This window comes from Reyranella sp., from assembly GCF_965229815.1.
In the GTDB taxonomy this organism is placed as follows: Bacteria; Pseudomonadota; Alphaproteobacteria; order Reyranellales; family Reyranellaceae; genus Reyranella.
On the sequence record NZ_CBDDJN010000006.1, the window covers coordinates 2,003,016 to 2,019,440 of the forward strand.

At 70.9% G+C, this 16,425-nt stretch carries 15 protein-coding genes and 1 pseudogene; 1 reads left to right on the top strand and 15 read right to left on the bottom strand.

The window, feature by feature from the left end; genetic code table 11:
* Window positions 1-55: 55 nt before the first annotated feature.
* The 14 genes and pseudogenes from mgtE to ACO073_RS20880 form a co-directional block, all read right to left on the bottom strand.
* Window positions 56-1,363: a magnesium transporter gene (gene mgtE / locus ACO073_RS20815; protein ID WP_421999920.1), complete on the bottom strand. Its 1,308-nt coding sequence runs from the start codon at window positions 1,361-1,363 to the stop codon at window positions 56-58.
* 1 nt (window position 1,364) lies between these two features.
* A complete protein-coding gene (locus ACO073_RS20820) occupies window positions 1,365-2,207 on the bottom strand; it encodes a magnesium transporter MgtE N-terminal domain-containing protein (RefSeq protein ID WP_421999922.1) in 843 nt (280 codons plus the stop codon).
* Window positions 2,200-3,039, bottom strand: a complete 840-nt coding sequence (locus ACO073_RS20825; RefSeq protein WP_421999924.1) for a mechanosensitive ion channel family protein — start codon at window positions 3,037-3,039, stop codon at window positions 2,200-2,202. Before ACO073_RS20825 ends, ACO073_RS20820 begins: the two co-directional genes overlap by 8 nt.
* Window positions 3,040-3,176: 137 nt before the next feature.
* A complete protein-coding gene (locus ACO073_RS20830; RefSeq protein WP_421999926.1) occupies window positions 3,177-4,025 on the bottom strand; it encodes an alpha/beta fold hydrolase in 849 nt (282 codons plus the stop codon).
* A gap of 35 nt (window positions 4,026-4,060) precedes the next feature.
* The gene (locus tag ACO073_RS20835; protein WP_421999928.1) at window positions 4,061-4,351 is read right to left on the bottom strand and encodes a hypothetical protein; all 291 of its coding nucleotides are present in this window, start codon (window positions 4,349-4,351) and stop codon (window positions 4,061-4,063) included.
* A gap of 52 nt (window positions 4,352-4,403) precedes the next feature.
* Complete coding sequence (gene speB, locus ACO073_RS20840) at window positions 4,404-5,393, bottom strand: agmatinase (RefSeq protein WP_421999930.1); 990 nt, start codon at window positions 5,391-5,393, stop codon at window positions 4,404-4,406.
* Between the two features lie 17 nt (window positions 5,394-5,410).
* Entirely contained in the window at window positions 5,411-6,748 is a 1,338-nt protein-coding gene (locus ACO073_RS20845) for an aspartate aminotransferase family protein (RefSeq protein ID WP_421999932.1), read from the bottom strand.
* A 103-nt stretch (window positions 6,749-6,851) separates the two neighbouring features.
* Window positions 6,852-8,003 (bottom strand): NAD(P)/FAD-dependent oxidoreductase, encoded by a 1,152-nt coding sequence (locus ACO073_RS20850; RefSeq protein ID WP_421999933.1) that lies wholly within the window; start codon window positions 8,001-8,003, stop codon window positions 6,852-6,854.
* A 92-nt stretch (window positions 8,004-8,095) separates the two neighbouring features.
* Complete coding sequence (locus ACO073_RS20855) at window positions 8,096-9,736, bottom strand: hydantoinase B/oxoprolinase family protein (protein WP_421999935.1); 1,641 nt, start codon at window positions 9,734-9,736, stop codon at window positions 8,096-8,098.
* A gap of 148 nt (window positions 9,737-9,884) precedes the next feature.
* Entirely contained in the window at window positions 9,885-11,954 is a 2,070-nt protein-coding gene (locus tag ACO073_RS20860) for a hydantoinase/oxoprolinase family protein (RefSeq protein ID WP_421999936.1), read from the bottom strand.
* A gap of 19 nt (window positions 11,955-11,973) precedes the next feature.
* Window positions 11,974-13,290: a Rieske 2Fe-2S domain-containing protein gene (locus ACO073_RS20865; protein ID WP_421999938.1), complete on the bottom strand. Its 1,317-nt coding sequence runs from the start codon at window positions 13,288-13,290 to the stop codon at window positions 11,974-11,976.
* A gap of 40 nt (window positions 13,291-13,330) precedes the next feature.
* On the bottom strand, window positions 13,331-14,005 hold the full coding sequence (locus ACO073_RS20870) for an alpha/beta family hydrolase (protein WP_421999939.1): 675 nt from the start codon (window positions 14,003-14,005) through the stop codon (window positions 13,331-13,333).
* A gap of 4 nt (window positions 14,006-14,009) precedes the next feature.
* A complete protein-coding gene (locus ACO073_RS20875) occupies window positions 14,010-14,258 on the bottom strand; it encodes a hypothetical protein (protein WP_421999940.1) in 249 nt (82 codons plus the stop codon).
* A gap of 55 nt (window positions 14,259-14,313) precedes the next feature.
* A pseudogene (locus ACO073_RS20880) lies at window positions 14,314-14,448 on the bottom strand (hypothetical protein); the annotation flags it as partial.
* Window positions 14,449-14,474: 26 nt separating this feature from the next.
* Here ACO073_RS20880 and ACO073_RS20885 point away from each other — a divergent pair.
* Window positions 14,475-15,887, top strand: coding sequence for an amidase (locus ACO073_RS20885; protein ID WP_421999942.1), 1,413 nt, complete (start codon window positions 14,475-14,477; stop codon window positions 15,885-15,887).
* A gap of 12 nt (window positions 15,888-15,899) precedes the next feature.
* Here ACO073_RS20885 and ACO073_RS20890 read toward each other — a convergent pair whose 3' ends face one another.
* Window positions 15,900-16,391, bottom strand: a complete 492-nt coding sequence (locus ACO073_RS20890; protein WP_421999944.1) for an AAA family ATPase — start codon at window positions 16,389-16,391, stop codon at window positions 15,900-15,902.
* Window positions 16,392-16,425: the final 34 nt, after the last annotated feature.

Genomic DNA, 16,425 nt, shown 5'->3' on the forward strand with positions numbered 1-16,425 from the left:
CCGTACCACACGCCATCTGCCGACGCGCCGGCGCAACGAAGGCAGGGATGCGGTCTCAGAGCAGCGCGCTGAGGGCGCTCGCAATGCCGAGGAAGGCGAAGAAGCCCGCGACGTCGGTGATCGTGGTGAGCACGATCGACGACGACTGGGCGGGATCCTGCCCCAGCCTCACCAGCATGACCGGCACCACGGCGCCCGCGAAGCCGGCAACCATCATCGCCAGGATCATCGAGGAGGTGATCACGAGCACGAGACCCAGCGATCCGCTCCACAGGTACACCGCGACGCCGCAGGTGAGCGCCACCGCGACGCCGTTGAGGAAGCCGACCGTGACCTCCTTGCGCATGACGCGCAGCCAATCGCGGGCGGTGATCTCGTGCAGGGCGAGGCCCCGCATGGTCACGGCCAGCGCCTGGGCGCCGGCGTTGCCCGACTGGCCGGCGACGACGGGCAGCAGGACGGCAAGGGCGGTGAACTGGGCAATCGTCGATTCGAAGAGCCCGACCACCGAGGCGGCGAGGAACGCCGTCGCCAGGTTGATCTGGAGCCACGGCATCCGCTTGCGCACGGCGAACCTCGAGGAGGACAGTGCCCGCTCGTCGCGGCTGGCACCCACCATCGTCTGGATGTCCCCGGCCGCTTCCTCCTGCATGGCATGGATGAGACTCTCCTGGCTGACGACGCCGAGCAGGATGCCGTCGAAATTGACGACCGGAAGATCGACGAACCTTCCGCGGTTCAGGATGCCGGTCACCTCCTCCTGCGGCGTGGTGGGCTCGACGGAGGCCACGATCGGCTGCGCCAGCGCGGCGAGGGTCTGCTGCGGCGACGCGACGGCGAGATCCTGCAGGAAGATGCGGCCGACCAACCGCCTGTCGAGGTCGACGAGGTAGAGGCTGCGGCCGGAACCCGCGCCCCTCTCCCGCAGGGCCTGAAGCGTTTCGGCGACGGTCATCGATCCGCGATAGGCGACGACGCGGGAATCCATCAGGCGGCCCGCGCTGCCTTCGGGAAAGGCCATGAGCATCTCGAGATCGCGGCGGACGGCGGGATCGAGCCGATCCAGCCGCCGCCGACGCTCGTCGGGATCGAGATGGGCGAGGAGCTGAACCGCGTCGGCGGGAAGAAGCTCGGCGAGAAGCGCATCCGCCGTCGGTTCGGGCAGCACGGCGAGAAGCCGTGCCCCGGCTTCCGGCAGCAGCCTGCGCCAGACCGGCACCAGCACCTGGACCGACTGAGCGTTCAGGGTCGGCGCGAGCGCCTCGGCCGGATGGCGTTCGAGCTCGATGGCGGCATCGGCCGGATGATCGAGCAGGAAGCGCCGGTCGAGCAGCGCAATGGCCTGTGTCGGATCCTGGGCCATGTCAGTTCCCCCCGGGCCCGCGGCGGTCGCCGTCGCCACCGACGAGGTCGAGGAGGCCGGTCATGCTGGCGAGCAGCGCGCCGCCCACCTCCGACAGGATGGACCCGTCGGCGCCGGCCTCGTCGGAGATAGGCGACAGGGCCGCCATGCCCTGCTTCAAGTCGCCCCGCGTCAGCGTGCCCAGCATCTGGCCGAGCCGACTGACGACGGGCAGGCAGAGATAATCGTCCCAGGTCGCGAGGACCGTGGCATCGCGCAGCAGCGTGCGCGCGAACAGGGGCACGGGCGCGGCTGCCATGACGTCGGAGACCCGCGCGCTGCCGGCATGCCGCACCAGCGATTCCATGCGCAGGATGCCCGCCAGATGCTGGGTCTCGTCGACCACGAAGATCGGATCGCCCAGGAGGCCGCCAGCGGCACGCACCACGGCGCTCGCCTCCTCGATCGTGGCGCCGCGCGACAGCGTCGGGACGGTGAGGTCCATCCAGGCGCCGACGGTGTTGCGAGGGTACTGCAGCGACTGCCGCAGGTCCCTCGCCAGCGTCGAGGGCAGATGCTCGAGGATCGGGTCGCGCCGCTCGGCGGGTATCAGCCGGAGCAGGACAGTCGCCGTCTGGTACGACGCCTCGGCGACGATCGCGGCGGCCCGCTCCGCCGACAGGTGCTGGAGGCAGAGCGCCGCCGGCCATTTCTCCATCCGTTCGACGACCGGAGTCAGGATCCGGATGGGCACGGCCTCGAACAGCGCCGCGCCGTCGGTCCGCGACAGGCCGGCAATGGTGCGGGCCGCGGCCTCCGGCAGCCGCTCCATGTAGGCGATCGTGAGCGGCGGGATGTCAGTCATGGGGCGTATCCGCATCGACGACGGTCATGCTCTCGGCGGCGAAGCGGCCGGCGGGAATGCGCAGCCGCCCCTCCCGGGTCGCGAGGACGAGCGTCGTCGCGGTGACGCCGACGACCTCGCCCTCGCCGCCGCCGAAGCGGACGATCTGTCCGGGTTCGAGCACCCGCCCGAGTTCGCGGGCACCGATCAGGTTGGCCACATAGGTGCGGGCGCCGAGGCCGAACGCCAGCGCAAGCCCGCCGAGCAGCGCCGCGGTGGCGATCGCCAGCACGGTCACGATGAAGGTGACGTTGATGCCGATCTGGTCGAGGCCGACGATCAGGGCGACGACGGCGACCACGACCTGCACCGCCCTGCCGACCATCAGGCTGCGCGACGCCCCCGCGGCGGGCATGGCTGCGGCGGTCAGGTCGCGGACCACCGGGCCGAGCAGGAAGCCGAGAACGATCACCAGGATGCCGACGACCAGGTTCGGCAGATGGCCGACCATGCGGTCCAGCCAATAGCCGAAGCTGGCGAGACCGACGGCGCGCGCCGCGATCGACGCGAAGACGAGCAGGGTCAGCCAGAACACGATCCGCGCCAGGGCGGTGAGCATGCGCGGCGACAGCCGATAGTCGACGAGGCGCCCGCTCCTGAAGGCCCGGTCGAGCAGGCGATTGAGGTGATCGCCGGCGCGCTGCACGCCGGCCCGCAGCAGGCGCGCGACGAACCAGCCGACGAGCAGCAGGATGGCTGCGCCCAGCAGCGTCGGCAGGAAGTCGATCACCTCCGCACCGGTGCGGATCGCGGCCCGCCTTCCATTCTCGAGAATCGCGGAAATCTCGTCCATCGTGTCCTCCGGTCGCGATGCCTGAAGGATCGCACAGGAAGGTGTTCAAGGGGACCGGTTCGACCCGAAGGCATAATCCACCCGGATGGAAACGGCGTTGCCCGCCGATGGATGCCTGCCGGCGGCCCGTCGGCGCGTCAATCCCACGTGCGCTCGAGGAAGAGCAGGGCGGCTTCGGTGAACTGGCGCGGCGCCTGAAGCATCGAGAAATGGCTGACCTCGGGCTGCAGCAGCAGGCCGGCACCCGGGATGGCGCGTGCCATGAACTCGGTGTTCTCGCGTTTGATCGCCTCGTCGTGATCGCCGTCGACGATCCAGGTGTGCACCCCGATCTTCGCGAGATCGGCCTCCGTCCAGTGCGGCTGGCTCGCCCACATGTGGCTGATCTCGGCGACGAACTGCTGGTACTGGCGGGGCGTCGCCGACAGCGCCTCGTACTCCTTCTCGGCCCGCGCGATGAACGCGGTGAAGACCGGGCTCTTGTCGACGTCCTTGACGCCGCTGGGATCGGAGTTGGCGGCGAAGGCGAAGAGCCGCGCCACCCGGTCCGGGTGGTTCATCGCCAGGCTGAGCCCGATGATGGCGCCGTCGCTCCAGCCGACGATCGCCGCCTTCGGGATGCCGAGAAAATCCATGAGCCCGATCACGTCGGAGGCCATCAGCGCGTAGCCGAAAGGCTGGCTGTCGCGCGTGCTGCGGCCATGGCCGCGGCTGTCCATGACGATGACGCGGTGGCTCCTAGCCAGCTCTGGGACCTGGTGCCCCCAGTAATTCGAGTTGGCGAGGCCGCCGTGGAGCAGGATCACCGGGGGGCCGCTGCCGAAGGTCGCGTACCAGATCGAGACGCCGTTGACCGGCGCATGGCCGCTGCTCACCGGCGTGGGCAGGGTCGGTGTCGGCGGCAGGGTCATCCAGCGCGGCGTTCCCTGCGCCGCCGCGGCGGTTGCGACAAGGCCGGCCAGCAGGCCAAGCAGAAGGGCTCTCATGGCGCGAGGCTAGCCCAAGCCGGCCCGCACCGGAATCAGTCGTCGTCGGGAACGACGCTCGGCCCCGGCGGTGGAACGGAGAACTTCTTGTCGACCAGCAGCCGCTTCATCGTCTCGATGCCTTCCCGATATCGGCCGCGATTGCAGTCGATCTCGGCGCCGATGCGCGTGTGGTTGCGCCGACCGTCGGAATCGGCGCTGCGGCTGGCGCCATAGCGGTCGTAGTAGGCGACGAGCTGCGTGCAGCGCGCCTCGAGATCGGGCGAGGATTTCGGCTTCGACGCCTCTCCCGCCGTCAGGGCCGCAAGCATAACGATCGTGCGCATGACCGACACTAACGACCGGACCGGCGGCTCGTTCCGCCGGCACCCGATCCTGCTAGAGCCGCCCCTTGCGCCGGCCCACCGCCTCCGACAGCAGGCAGAGGATCTCCCACATCATGGTCACGCCGACGAGCGCGGTGTTGCCGCTCATGTCGAATGGGGGCGAGACCTCGACGACGTCGCCGCCGACCAGGTCGAGGCCGCGCAGGCCGCGCAGCATGCGCTGCGCCTCGTGCGGCGTGTAGCCGCCGATCTCGGGCGTGCCGGTCCCGGGTGCATAGGCCGGATCGAGCCCGTCGACGTCGAAGCTGATGTAGGTCGGACCGTCGCCCACGACGCGGCGCGCCTCGGCGATCACCTTCTCGACCCCGAGGTCGAAATACTCCTCGATGGTGATCACCCGCATGCCGTGGTCGAGCGCCCACTGGTTGTCGTCGCGCTTGTAGAGCGAGCCGCGGATGCCGATCTGCACCACCCGCTTCGGATCGAGCAGGCCTTCCTCGACGGCCCGGCGGAACGGCGTGCCGTGGGTGTACTTGTAACCGCCGAAATATGTGTCCCACGTGTCGCTGTGGGCGTCGAAATGGACCATGCCGAGCGGCGGCAGGCCCTTCCGGATGCCGCGCATGATGGGCAGCGTGATCAGATGGTCGCCGCCCGCCGACAGCGGCACGGCGCCGGCGGCATGCAGCCGGGCGTAGAAGTCCTCGATGCGCGCCAGCGAATCGTCGACGCTCGCCGGGTTGACCGGAGCGTCCCCGAGGTCGCCGCAGATCGCGAGATCGTAGGGCGCGACGCCGGTGACGTGATGGATGCGCCGCATCATGGTCGACAGGTCGCGCATCTGGCGCGGACCGTGGCGGGCGCCGGGCCGGTTGGTCGTGCCGCCGTCCCAGGGCACGCCGACCATGCCGATCTCGACATCGGCCGGGTCGCGGCTGAGCGGCAGGCGCATGAAGGTGGCGACGTCGCCGAAGCGCGGCACCACCGTGCCGGAAACCGGCTGCGGGAAGGCAGGCCTGGAAGGGGGCGAGGCGTCGTTCATGCGCTCTATGTAGGTAGTTATTGTGGCTGCAAAAGAGCCTTCCGGGTCGTCACGAACTCCTCGACGGCCGCCACGAAACGGTCGCCCTCGGCGTCGCCGATCATCAGGTTCAGCGCCACGAAGCCGCGCCGGGCGATCCAGATCCCGGCCGCCAGCATGTCGAAGAAGAAGAGTTCCTTGGCGTCCTGGTTGCTGGAGGCGATGTCGGCGGCCGTGCGGATCGGCCGGCTGGTGGCGTGCGCCGTCATCATCGAGCCGATGCCGGAGAACTGGAACGCGACCTTCTCGCGGAGACAGATGGCATTCAGACGCTCGCGGATCTTCTCGCCGCGCTCGTTCAGCGCCTGGGCCGCCGCCGGCGTGTAGACCTCGCCATAGCCCGCGGCGCCCGCCGCCATGGTCAGCGCGTTGTTGTTGAAGGTCCCGGCGTGCGGCAGGGCGTCGGGCTTGGTCGGGTCGAACAGCTCCATGATGTCGCGCCGGCCGCCGAAGGCGCCGAACGACATGCCGCCGCCGATATACTTGCCGAGCGTCGTCATGTCGGGGATGACGCCGGTCCTCTCCTGCAGGCCGCCGGGCGACAGGCGCGAGGTCATGACCTCGTCGAAGATCATCGTGATGCCGCGCGCGCGGGTCTCCTCGCGCACCATCTTCAGGAAATCGAGGTCGCCCGGCAGGCAGCCATGGCTGCCCTGCATCGGTTCGAGCAGGACGGCGAACAGCTCCTCGCCGTGCTTCGCCAGCAGCCCCCGTGTGCCCTCGACGTCGTTGTAGGGCGCCACGACGTACTCGTAGGGCATGTTCACCGGGCTGCCGCCGCTCACGAAATAGAGGACGCCGCCATGATAGCCGCCGTGGAACACCATGACCTTGGTGGCCTTGCTGCGGCCCTTGCGCTGGGCGTAGACCCGCGCCCCGGCCAGCGCCATGACGTTGCCCTCGGTCCCGGAGTTGGTGAAGCGCACCAGGTCGATCGAGGGCATGCGGTCGGCCACCAGCCTGGCGAGCCTGGCCTCGTTGGCGTTGCGGCCGCCATAGTTCCAGCCGCCGTCGAGCGCCTTGTCGATGGCGGCGCGGATCACCGGGTGGGAATGGCCATAGATGCCGGCCGTGTACTCGCCCAGCACGTCGATGTACTCGTGCCCGTCGACGTCCCACAGACGGCAGCCCTCGCCCTTCACGACGGTCAGCGGGAACGGGTTGTTGTGCAGGGTCGTGCGCGTGTTGCCGCCCGGCATCGCCTCGCAGGCCTCGTGATGCCGCGTCAGGCTCTTAGGATTGCGGGCGGTGTAGGCCTGCCGCGCCTCGTCCAGGGCGGACTGCAGGTCTGAATTCACCAACGGCTGATCGGGCACGGCAGACTCCTGGGACCAAGGTCATCCTGAGCGCAGCGAAGGATCGCATGCCGTCGGAACCGGCGATGAGGTCCTTCGCTGCGCTCAGGACGACATCATCGTATCACACCACGTTCAGCTCCCGGATAGGCCGGCCGGCAGATATCCGCTCATAGCCGAATTGCCCGAGGTCGAGGGATCGGTAGGCGCCGTGGGCGATCAGCTCGGCGACCGCCCGACCGACCGCCGGCGACTGCTGCATGCCGTGGCCCGAGAAGCCGGTGGCGAAGACCAGGCTCTCGACCGCGGGATGCCGGCCGACGATCCCGTTGTGGTCGAAGGTATTGTACTCGTAGTAGCCGGCCCAGGCGTTCACCACCTTGGCCGCCTCGAAGGCCGCCACGCGCGCCGCCAGTGCCGGCCAGACCATCTCGTCCCATTCCTGGTGCTGGACCTCGAGCGGCGCGCCGGCCGGGTCGTTGCCCTCGGCCGGCGTCGTGCCGCCGAGGTAGAAGCGGCCCTCCGGCCGGAACCAAGTGCCCGACGGGTCGATGGTGAGCGGCGTCTGGCCGGGCGGCTTCCGGACATCGAACACGAACACCGAACGCCGCCGCGGCTCGACCGGCAGGTCGATCCCCGCCGTGGCCGCGAGCGCCCCCGACCAGGCGCCGGCCGCCAGCACCACCGTGCCTGCCTCCAGGCGCCCGCCGGCAAGCAGATCGACCCCGTCGGGGCGCAGCCGCACGGCCTCGTCGGCGAGGTAGCGGGCGCCGGCCTCGCGCGCCTTGCGGCGGAAGGCCTGCATCAGCGCCGGCCCGTCGAACCAGCCTTCGTTGGCGACGCCATGGGAGGCGAGCCGCACGCCCTCGCCGGAGATCCAGGGGAAGCGCGCCCGCAGCGCGTCCGGCTCGAGCAGTTCGATGGCGCAGCCCTCGGCCGCCTGCACGGCATGGTTGGCACGCAGCACGGCCTCGCCGGCGGGGCTGGCCAGGAACAGGTAGCCCGGCTCGCGCAGGCCGAGATCGACCCCCAGCAGCTCCGGCGCGCGGCGCAGGAAGCCGATGCCGAAGCGCGACAGGTGGATGTTGAGCGGGGTCGAGAACTGCTGGCGGATCGAGCTCGCCGACAGCGAGGACGAGGCCCGGGCATAGGTCGGATCGCGCTCGAGCACCACGACCTCGCCGGCATATCCCTCCTGCGCCTTCAGGTGCCAGGCGATCGAGGAGCCGACGGCCCCACCGCCCACGATGACAACGCGCATGCTCGCTTCGGACATGGCGCCACTATAGGGGTCGTGGCCTGTCCTGTCGGAGGTCTCGATGACGCAAGAGCCGGGTTACGGCGTGCGCGGCCGCCCTTCCTGACCGATCAGTCGGCGGCCGGCAGCCCCGTCAGACCGTAGACGTCGCGCGCCGTCGCCGCGCTGATGGCGCCCTCGGCGAGGTCGCGCGACGCCGCCGCGGGATCGCGCCGGTCCGGCGGGCCGAAGCCGCCGGCGCCCGGCGTGACGATGGCGAACCACTGGCCCGCCTGCAGGACGGCCGAATCGCCGTCGAACGCGACGCCCGGTCCCGGCTCGACCCTTCCGTGTCCGCCCGGCCCGCCGCCGAACAGACCCCAGCTCTGCGAGCGCTGGCGGGTGATGTCGACCCGCACGCGGCATTCGTTGGTGGCCTGGTAGACGCGGCGCAGGCCCATGCCGCCGCGATGCTCGCCGACGCCGCCGGAATCGGCCACCAGCTCGTAGCGCGTCAGCATCAGCGGATATTCCGTCTCCAGCGATTCGACCGGCAGGTTCGAGGTGTTGGTCGTGTGGACGTGCACGCCGTCCAGACCGTCCTTGCGCGCGCGCGCGCCCGAGCCGCCGCCGATCGTCTCGAGATAGACCCAGGTCGAGCCGTCGTGCGGCTGCTTGCCGATGAAGTAGGCGACCGTGCAGGCCGAGTTGGAGCAGGCCATCACCCGTTCCGGCACGGCCTGGGCAAGCGCCCCCAGCACCATGTCGGCGACCCGCTGGCAGGTCTGCAGGCGGCCGTTGACCGCAGCCGGCGCGACGCAGTTCAGGATGCTGCCCTCGGGCGCGCTCACGCGGAGCGGCCGCGCCAGGCCGGCATTGGGCGGGATCGAGGGATCGAGCACCGACTTCACGACGTAGTAGGTCGTGGCGAGCAGCGCCGTGTAGGTCATGTTGATGCCGGCGCGGCACTGCGCGGGACCGTCGAAGGCGAGCGCCATTTCCTCGCCCGTCACCGTCACCTCGACCGACATCGGCAGGACGCCCGCCACCTCCTCGTTGTCGAACACGTCCTCGAAGCGCCAGGTCCCGTCCGGCAGGGCGGCGATCGCCGCCCGCATCTTGCGCTCGGCATGGTCCATCAGCGCCGAGCCCGCCGCCAGCACCGTGTCGATGCCGTACTTCGCCGCCAGCCCCTGCAGGCGCTGCACGCCGACACGGTTGGCCGCCATCTGCGCCCGCAGGTCCGACAGGCGCTCGGCCGGCACCTGGCAGTTCAGCAGGATCAGGTCCTGGACGTCGCGCTGCAGCTCGCCGCCGCGGTAGAGGCGCACCGGCGGGATGCGCAGCCCTTCCTGGAAGATGTGGGCATGGCCGCGGTCGACGAAGTCGGCATGGTGCGCGAGGTTGACCGTCCAGGCGACCAGCCGTCCGTCGACGAACACCGGCTCGGCCAGCACGATGTCCGGCAGGTGCGTGCCGCCGCCCTCGTAGGCGTCGTTGCCGACGAAGGCGTCGCCCGGCCTTATGTCCTGCGTCGGGTAGCGCCGCATGATGTGCTTCACCAGGTCGAGGAAGCTGCCGAGATGGATCGGGATGTGCTCGGCCTGGCACAGCGTCTCGCCGGCGGCGTTGAACAGCGCCGTCGAGCAGTCGCGGCGCTCCTTGATGTTGGTCGAGTGCGAGGCGCGGATCAGCGTCTCGCCGCACTCCTCGACGATCGAGCCCAGCGCCGCGCCGATGACCTCGACGGTGATGGGATCGGGGGTGGTCATGAATATCCTCCCCTTGCGAAGTAAGGGGAGGTGTCGGCGTCATACGCCGACGGAGGGGTCATGGGCAGCAGGCTCGGTGGGGCTTCTGACCCCTCCGCCCGCTGCGCGGGCACCTCCCCACGCAGAGCGTGGGGAGGAAGGTCACATGTCACGTCGCTGCCTCCAGGACGAGATTGAGATACGCATCGACCTCGGCCGTCCAGCCCGGCGGCACGACGGTGGTGGAATCCATCTGCTCGACGATGGCGGGGCCCGCGATGCGGTGGCCGGGCCGCAGCCCGTCGCGGCGATAGACCGGCGTGTCGACGGCGGCGCGACCGTCCGGCGGCCAGACCGCGCGGTGGCCGACGATGGCTGTCGCCGTGTCGGGCCCGCCCTCGGCATGGGACCGCAGCTCGGCCTTGCGCACCGCGCCCGTCGCCTCGACGCGCAGGGTCACGATCTGCATCGGCTCGTCCTCGGGACCGAAGCCGTAGCGCCGGCGATGCGCCGCGACGAAGGCCCCCGTCAGCGCCGCGACGGTGTCCTCGCCGATATCGCCCTCGGGCAAGGGCACCGCGAGCTCGTAGTTCTGGCCGAGGTAGCGCATGTCGACGGTGCGGGCGAGCCGCCGGTCGGCGGCCGCGATGCCCTCCTGCTCGAACCACTGTCCGGCCTGCGCGTCCAGCGCCGCGAAGCCCATCGCCAGCTCGGAGGCCGACGACGCCCGCGCCGGCAGCAGGCGTGTCACCGCGAAGTCGGCGCGCAGGTCGGTGAGCAGCAGGCCGAGCGCGCACAGGATGCCGGGCGTGGGCGGCACCAGCACGCGGGCGATCTCGAGCTCGGCGGCGAGCCGCGCCGCGTGCAACGGCCCCGCCCCGCCGAACGCCATCAGCGTGTAGTCGCGCGGGTCGTGGCCGCGCTGCACCGAAATGACCCGGATGGCGCGCGCCATGTTGGCCGTCACCACGGCGAGGATGCCCTGCGCCGTCGCCGCAGTGTCGAGGCCGAGCCGGGCGGCGAGGCCCGCGACGGCGCGCTCGGCCAGCTCGCGCCGGATGGTCATGCGGCCGGCCAGAAGGTACTCGGGGTTGAGGTTGCCCAGCACGACGTTGGCGTCGGTGACGGTCGGCTCCTCGGTGCCGCGGCCGTAGCAGGCGGGGCCGGGATCGGCGCCGGCCGAGCGCGGCCCGACCTTCAGCAGCCCGTTGTCGAGGAAGGCGATCGAACCGCCGCCGGCGCCCACCGTGTGGATGTCGAGCATCGGCGCCTTGATCGGGTAGCCGTGCACCGTCGCCTCGGCCGTGAGCCGGCAGTTGCCGTCCTGCAGCAGGGCGACGTCGGTCGACGTGCCGCCCATGTCGAAGGTGATGAGGTCGGGGAAGCCCGCGGCGCGGCCGATCGCCTGGGCGGCGACCACGCCCGTTGCCGGGCCGGACAGGACGGTGCGCACCGGCCGGTCGGCGGCGGTCTCGAAGCCGATGACGCCGCCATTCGACTGGGTGAGATGCGGCGCCACGGTCATGCCGAGCGCCTCCAGCCGCGGGCTGAGCCGCCGGATGTAGCGCCGCATCACGGGGCCGAGATAGGCGTTCAGCACCACGGTCGACAGGCGCTCGTACTCGCGGAACTCGGGCGCGATCTCGTGCCCGGCCGACAGGAAGGCGTCGGGCATCTCCTCGCGCAGGATCTCGAGCGCGCGCTTCTCGTGGTCGGGCCGCACGAAGCCGTAGAGGAACGAGACGGCCACCGCCTCGACGCCGGCCGCTTTCAGCGCACGCGCCGCCGCGCGCATGCTCGCCTCGTCGAGCGGCGTGTCGACCTCGCCGGTGTGGCGCACGCGTTCGGGCACTTCGAGCCGCAGGTCGCGCGGCACCAGCGTCGGCGGCTTGTCCGCCTGGATGTCGTAGAGGTCGGGCCGCTTCTGGCGGCCGATCTCCAGCAGGTCGCGGAAGCCGTCGGTCGTCACCAGGCCGGTGCGCACGCCGCGATGCTGAATCAGGGCGTTGGTCGCGACCGTCGTGCCGTGGCCGAAATAGACGATGGGCGCCGCCGGCCCGCCGGCCGCCTCGGGCGCCACCCGCCGCATCCCCTCCTCGACGCCCTGGGCGATGCCGCGCGAGGGATCGTCGGGCGTCGACGGCACCTTCCAGGTCTCGACCCGGCCGCTCGCCTCGTCGAACAGGCAGATGTCGGTGAATGTGCCTCCGGAATCGACGCCAACCCGCCAACGCGACATGCTGCTCCCTGCCCGCCCTTCAGCCCGGCGGATGGGCGGATGATGCCAGCGTGCGGTCGTAGACCTCGCGCCACGGCGCCTCGCCCTCGGGGCTGAGGAAGTAGCCGCTGCGGGCGGCGCGATAGACCGCGGGGTCCGCGGCGCCCGGCGGCGCCTCGCCCGTCTCCTGCAGCGCCCGGGCCGCCTTCAGCAGGCGACGGCGGGTACGGGTGATCATCTGGTCCGACGGCGCCAGGTGCTCGAAGGCGAAGTGGGTGACGGGCCCCATGCTCTCGGTGATCGCCTGGTCCTGCAGGTGGATGCCGTCGATGCCGGTGTAGATCTCGTTGCGCCGCTGCTTGTCGCGGTCGATGCCCCAGTCGTTGCCCTCGTTCAGCGCCAGCCGCCAGCGCCCCAGCCAGTCGGTGGTGTTGGGCAGCATGCGAATGCCGCCGCGGCCGGTGCCGCCGATCGGCCGGCCGTCCTTGAAGGTCGGCTGCGGCAGCGCCTGCGCCGAGCGCGCCTTCTTCCACCAGATGAAGACGAACATCGTGTGGCCGTCGTCGAGCGGCACCCAGCCGCGCGCATGCATGTGGCTCTGGAACTCGCCGTTGGGCGCCTGCGACCAGCAGGGGAACAGGAAGTTGGCGAAGCGCCAGTAGGTGCGCCCCTGCCCGGCGGCGCGATAGCCGGCATATTGCGTGCCCCACGGCGCGTCGCTGACATGGTACTGCGGCGCGCGGTTGGTGATGGTGAAGTAGAAGGGATCGTTCTCCGGCACGTCGTCGGGATCGACATGCCCGCCGTGCAGGAAGCCGAAATGCGCGGTGTCGATCTCCCCTTCCAGCGCCTGCAGCCAGTTGCAATCGCGCTGCATCATGTGGACGTTGATCTCGTCGGCCGGCATGTCGAGGATCTCGAAGCCCGGCAGGCCCGCCGGCTCGCCCTCGCCCATGTGGACCCACACCAGGCCGGCCCGTTCGACGACGCGATAGGCCTTCGCCTTGACCTTGTGGCGGAACTCCTGGTCCTCGGTGAGGTTCGGCATGTCGAGGCAGCTGCCGGCGACGTCGAACTTCCAGCCGTGATAGACGCAGCGCAGGCCGCCCTGCTCGTTGCGGCCGAGGAACAGCGAGGCGCAGCGGTGCGGGCAGCGGTGGTCGAGCACACCGACGCGGCCAGCGCTGTCGCGGAAGGCCAGCAGCTTCTCGCCCAGCAGCATGAAGCGGGTCGGCGGCCCGTCGCGCTCCAGCTCCGACGAGAGCAGCGCCGGCAGCCAGTAATGCCGCATCACCCGGCCCATCGGCGTGCCGGGGCCGACCTGCGTGAGTTCCGCGCCTTCGCTCGCCGTCGTCATGAGCTGCCTCCCGCGTCGGGACTGGTCGGGCGAGTGTCGCTCAGCCCGCCACGCGTGTCATCCACGCCGCCGCGGCGTCGAGCAGCTCGCCCAGCACGGCGGCGTCAGTGCGGCCCGACCGCACCGGCACGTGGAAGGCGTGGTCGGCGCCGTCGGCCAGGACCAGCGTCGCACGCCGGCCGAGCGCCTTCACTTCCGCCTGGAGCAGGGCGAGGTCGGCCAGCGCGTCCTTCGTGCCCTGCAGGAACAGCATCGGCACCGCAATGTCGGCCAGGTGATCGGCGCGCGTGCGCGCGGGCTTGCCGGCCAGATGCAGCGGGAAGGCGAAGAAGACCAGACCGCGAACGTCCGCCAGTGGCTCGAGCGCCTGGGCCTGCGAGGTCATGCGGCCGCCGAACGACTTGCCGCCGGCGAACAGCGGCAATCGCCCGGCCAGCGCCGCCGCACTGGCACAGGCCGCCCGCACCGTGGCGTGGGCGAGCGGCGGCCGGTCGGGGCGCTTCGAGCCCTTCTCCATGTACGGAAACTGGTAGCGCAGCGTGGCCACGCCGCGCTCGGCGAGGCCCTCGGCGATCGCCGCCATCGAACGGTGGGACATGCCGGCGCCGGCGCCATGCGCCAGGACGAGGCAGGCTTTCGCCCGGGTCGGCGCGAGCCAGAGACCGGAGACCTCGCCGGCGCCGGCGACCTCCAGGACGACGGCGCGGTCGGTCATGGCCTCAAGTGGGCTTCACGCAGTCGAAGGCGGCGGCGGCGCCGTTCTGGCCGACGAAGCGCGCGGCACGGTCCTGGCGGGCGCAGTATCGCTGGGCCAATTCGAAGGCGACGGTGGGACTGGCGGCGCCGCTCACCTGGACCGAGACACCGTTGCCGGCGATTTTCTCGCCATTTGGACCGGTCGAGGTGCTGACACCGCTGCCGCCGCAGCCGGCGACGACGAGCGCGAGGAGGAGGATGAGACGCTTCATCGGGCAAGCGTAGCCCGATCGCGCGACAACGCAAGGGAGCGGTCTGTGACCGCGCTCAGCGCGCTCCGCGCACCAGCCGGCCGGGGAGCGCGCCGGTCGCCTCACCGTCGCGGTAGGTGACCTCGCCGCGCACGACGGTGGCGCGATAGCCCTCGGCCTTCTGCACCAGGCGGCGGGATCCCCACGGCAAGCCGGCGTTGGTGTAGGGTTCGCTCCATGAACGAAACAGATCTCTGCTTCCTGCCGGCCACCGACATGGCCGATGCGTTGCGCGCCAAGGAACTCTCCGCCGTCGAGATCGTCTCGACGGTGCTGAAACGGATCGAGCGGCTGGAGCCCCGGCTCAACGCCTTCGCCTGGCTGGCCGCCGACGAGGCGATGGCGGCCGCTGCAGAAGCCGACCGGACGCTCGCCCGCGGCGCACCCCTTGGTCCGCTGCACGGCGTGCCGGTCACCATCAAGGACCACGAGGCCGTGCGCGGCATGCAGCTCGAGTACGGAACCTGGCTGCGCAAGGGCGAGGTGGCGGCGTCCGACAATGCGATGGTCTCGCGCCTGCGCGCCGCCGGCGCGATCATCCTCGGCAAGACGACGACGCCGGAGTTCGGCTGGATGGGCGTGAGCAACAGCCCGCTGACCGGCATCACCCACAATCCCTGGAAGCAGGGGATGAACGCCGGCGCCTCGTCGGCCGGCGCCGGCGTCGGCGCGGCGGCGGGCTACGGGCCGCTGCACCAGGGCAGCGACGGCGCGGGGTCGATCCGCATGCCGGCGCATTTCAGCGGCGTGTTCGGCCTGAAGCCGACCTACGGCCGCGTGCCGCAGTCGCCGGTGGCGGCGAGCGACAACACGGTCCATCTCGGGCCCCTTACCCGCACCGTCGCCGACGCCGCGCTGATGCTGCGCACGATGGCGGGGCCGCATCCCGACGACCACACCAGCCTCGAGACCCTGCCCGCCGACTATCCGCGGCTGCTGGGACGGCGGCCGCGCGCTCCGCGCCTCGCCTATAGTCCCGACCTCGGCCATGCCCGGGTCGATCCCGAGGTGGCGGCGCTGGTCGAGAAGGCCGTCGCCGCCTTCGAGAGCGAGCTGGGTTGGCACGTCGAGCCGGTGAAGACGCCGTGGGGACCGAAGGGTCCGGCACTCGCCCGCTTCTTCTGGCCGGCGCATTTCACGCGCCACGCCGACCGGCTGCCTGAATTCCGCGACCGCATGGATCCGGGCTTCGTCGCCTGCATCGAGGCGGGGGCGGCGATCACCATGGCCGACTACCAGAAGAAGCGCCTGGAGAAGTACGCCTACTGCGCCGAGATCAACCACTTCTTCGACGGCTGGGATTTCCTGCTGACGCCTGCGGTGTCGGTCGCGGCCTTCCCCGCCGACCGGCTGCAGCCGGCGCACTGGCCCCAGCATCCCTGGGACTGGCTGTCGTGGGCCGAATTCTCCTACCCGTTCAACCTGTCGCAGAACCCTGCCGCCTCGATGCCCTGCGGCTTGACCGCGGACGGGCTGCCGGTCGGGCTGCAGATCGTCGGCCGGCGCTTCGACGACCTCGGCGTGCTGCAGATGGCCGCCGCCTTCGAGGCGGTGCGGCCGTGGGCCGACAAGCGGCCGCCTGTCGACTGACGGCGGCGGTGCTCAGGCGGAGTGGACGACGAGGTTGAACCCTTCCTCGGGCCGCGGGGACACGAGGAAGCGGGTGAACTGGTCGAACTCGGCGTCGCTCACCTGGAACGCATGCGCGCCCGCTTCATTGCGCTGCCGCAGCCGCACCTTGCAGACCGCATCCGGCACATCGAGGACGTGGAGTACGTGGTCGACGCCCGCCTCGTCGATCAGGGATCGCATCCAGGCCCGCTGGGTCGGCGTGTTGGCGGGAAAGTCGAGCACGACCGAGACGCCGAGCCGCAGGATCGAAACGAGATGCGGCGCCATCGCCGCGCGCAGCCGCGCCGACAGGCGGCGATAATCGTCGATCGTCCTGAGCTCGTCGGGGAACAGGGTCGCCGTCCAGTGGTCCTCGCTGACCAGCAGCGTCGCCGGTTGCGCGGCGAGCGTGGCGGCGAGCGTCGATTTTCCGGCAGCGATCTTCCCATAGAGAAGATGGAGGGTCGCCACGGCCTTGCTCACGATCTTCCGGACCGGCCGACCCCGTCACCCCGAG

Bases quoted from the DNA above. Each gene is read 5' to 3' on its own strand.
- mgtE (WP_421999920.1), bottom strand. From the start codon at position 1,363: ATGGCCCAGGATCCGACACAGGCCATTGCGCTGCTCGACCGGCGCTTC.
- ACO073_RS20820 (WP_421999922.1), bottom strand. From the start codon at position 2,207: ATGACTGACATCCCGCCGCTCACGATCGCCTACATGGAGCGGCTGCCG.
- ACO073_RS20825 (WP_421999924.1), bottom strand. From the start codon at position 3,039: ATGGACGAGATTTCCGCGATTCTCGAGAATGGAAGGCGGGCCGCGATC.
- ACO073_RS20830 (WP_421999926.1), bottom strand. From the start codon at position 4,025: ATGAGAGCCCTTCTGCTTGGCCTGCTGGCCGGCCTTGTCGCAACCGCC.
- ACO073_RS20835 (WP_421999928.1), bottom strand. From the start codon at position 4,351: ATGCGCACGATCGTTATGCTTGCGGCCCTGACGGCGGGAGAGGCGTCG.
- speB (WP_421999930.1), bottom strand. From the start codon at position 5,393: ATGAACGACGCCTCGCCCCCTTCCAGGCCTGCCTTCCCGCAGCCGGTT.
- ACO073_RS20850 (WP_421999933.1), bottom strand. From the start codon at position 8,003: ATGTCCGAAGCGAGCATGCGCGTTGTCATCGTGGGCGGTGGGGCCGTC.
- ACO073_RS20855 (WP_421999935.1), bottom strand. From the start codon at position 9,736: ATGACCACCCCCGATCCCATCACCGTCGAGGTCATCGGCGCGGCGCTG.
- ACO073_RS20860 (WP_421999936.1), bottom strand. From the start codon at position 11,954: ATGTCGCGTTGGCGGGTTGGCGTCGATTCCGGAGGCACATTCACCGAC.
- ACO073_RS20865 (WP_421999938.1), bottom strand. From the start codon at position 13,290: ATGACGACGGCGAGCGAAGGCGCGGAACTCACGCAGGTCGGCCCCGGC.
- ACO073_RS20870 (WP_421999939.1), bottom strand. From the start codon at position 14,005: ATGACCGACCGCGCCGTCGTCCTGGAGGTCGCCGGCGCCGGCGAGGTC.
- ACO073_RS20875 (WP_421999940.1), bottom strand. From the start codon at position 14,258: ATGAAGCGTCTCATCCTCCTCCTCGCGCTCGTCGTCGCCGGCTGCGGC.
- ACO073_RS20885 (WP_421999942.1), top strand. From the start codon at position 14,475: ATGAACGAAACAGATCTCTGCTTCCTGCCGGCCACCGACATGGCCGAT.